Genomic DNA, 1,646 nt, shown 5'->3' with positions numbered 1-1,646 from the left:
CTCCTGATATGGATTGACCTGTCAATGGTTGGCTGCAATGTTCGATTGAGACCTCCTTCTTTCAATGTCTTCGAGTCAGGGCACGAGAAGCGAGCTGCGACGGTGGATCACTCTGATATACGTGGGTTGGTTACCGACCGGACTTCACTTCGTCGCGGAGCTGCCCTTCTCTACAGTCGAGGGTTAGCCCTTGCGGGGAAGGGCGCCTCATAGGAGCGCCAGGGGTTCTCCTCACCGGCCTCTCATGCCCTGACGCGAAGACACTGATCCTGGTTATGGTTCGTCCTGGTTGCGTGAATGGGCTTGGGGTTGGATGTCGTAGTGCTCAGGTCGTCGCCCGACTGCCGTGGGGCTTGCCCATCACCTCGCAGGCGATGGCCCAGATAAAGCCGGCCAGCTCACGGCCCACCGCCGTGACCACCTGCTGCTTGATCTTGCCGGCCCTGAGCAGGTGCTGGTAGCGCCCGCATAAGCGCTTTTGCGCCTCCCAGGCGATGGCCTGGACCGCCTGCGAGGTCTTCTCGGCCCGCTTCTCGATATCGCGGGTCTTGCGCGCCGGGAAGCGGTAGTTCCAGCTCGCCTCAGCCAGAATGCGCCGCACATGAGCGTTGCCGGCCTTGGTGATGCCCCCCTGGCGACGGCGCGGGCCGCTGGAGTGTTCACTGGGCACCAGTCCGAGATAGGCCATCAACTGGCGCGGGGAATCGAACCGGCTGATGTCACCCAGCTCCGCCAGCACCGTCATGGCGCTGATCAGGCTGATGCCCCGCAGGGCCATCAGGCCCTCCACCACCGGGGCCAGCGACCACTGTGGCAGCGCTGCGCGCATCTGCTGCTCCAGACCACCCACCTGGCGCTGGGCCGCCTTGACCGCCTCGATGTACTCCTGCAACACGATCTGCTGGACGGGCGAGTCGAAGCTCACCGTCTCCAGCCAGCGAAAGTGCGCCTGCGTCCAGCGGCTCTTGCCCGTGTACACCCGGCCATGACGAAGCAGAAACGCCCCGAGCGTCTGGCGCGCCTTGAGCTCAAGCTTCTTCATGTCCTCGCGCGCCCGGGTCAGGTCCCGCATGGCCTCCTGCTCCGGGGCCGGAACCCACACGCCGGTCAGCTCCCCGGCTCGCGACAGCCGCGCCAGACCCAGCGCGTCGCGCCGGTCGCTCTTGCGCCGCTCGCCGGCCTTTTGCGGGATCAGCGAGGGGGCCACCACCTCGCAATCATGGCCGCTGGCCACGATCTGGCGGTACAGCCCATACCCGCACGGGCCCGCCTCGTACACCCACAGCAGCCGCTCGCCGCCGTAGCGGGCACTGAGCCGCTCGATCAGCCTGGCCACCTTCTTGGGCGTATTGGCGATCTCGCCGTAATACTGCGGTGCGTCGCGACCGCACTCGGCCACCGCCACCGCTATCGTCTCCTTGTGCACGTCCAGCCCGATGTAGGCGCCATAGACGTTGCCGGCGCCCTCAAGCGCTTGCATCACGCCGACCAGCCCCGTCACCGGCTCTGCACCCTTCACCCCATTCGCGATAAACTCATTCATGACCTGCCCCCTCGATAATGGCTCTGTGTTAAAGGTGGTTTTCCCAGCCCCGAGAACATAACCCACGCTCTCGAGGTCGGGCAGGTCAATCCATGATGTCTAC

1 protein-coding gene is annotated in these 1,646 nt (G+C 65.1%); it reads right to left on the bottom strand.

The genetic code is table 11. The annotated features are described in order from the left end of the window. Positions 1-325 precede the first annotated feature (325 nt). Complete coding sequence (locus tag B1C78_RS01870) at positions 326-1,480, bottom strand: IS110 family RNA-guided transposase (protein ID WP_077277448.1); 1,155 nt, start codon at positions 1,478-1,480, stop codon at positions 326-328. Between the last annotated feature and the right edge of the window lie 166 nt (positions 1,481-1,646).

The sequence above is a fragment of the Thioalkalivibrio denitrificans genome (assembly GCF_002000365.1).
Lineage (GTDB): Bacteria > Pseudomonadota > Gammaproteobacteria > Ectothiorhodospirales > Ectothiorhodospiraceae > Thioalkalivibrio_A > Thioalkalivibrio_A denitrificans.
This window is presented reverse-complemented; position numbering and strand designations above follow the sequence as displayed.

What these genes read in the sequence shown, in the direction of transcription:
- B1C78_RS01870 (WP_077277448.1), bottom strand. Translation starts at nt 1,480, where the DNA reads ATGCAAGCGCTTGAGGGCGCCGGCAACGTCTATGGCGCCTACATCGGG.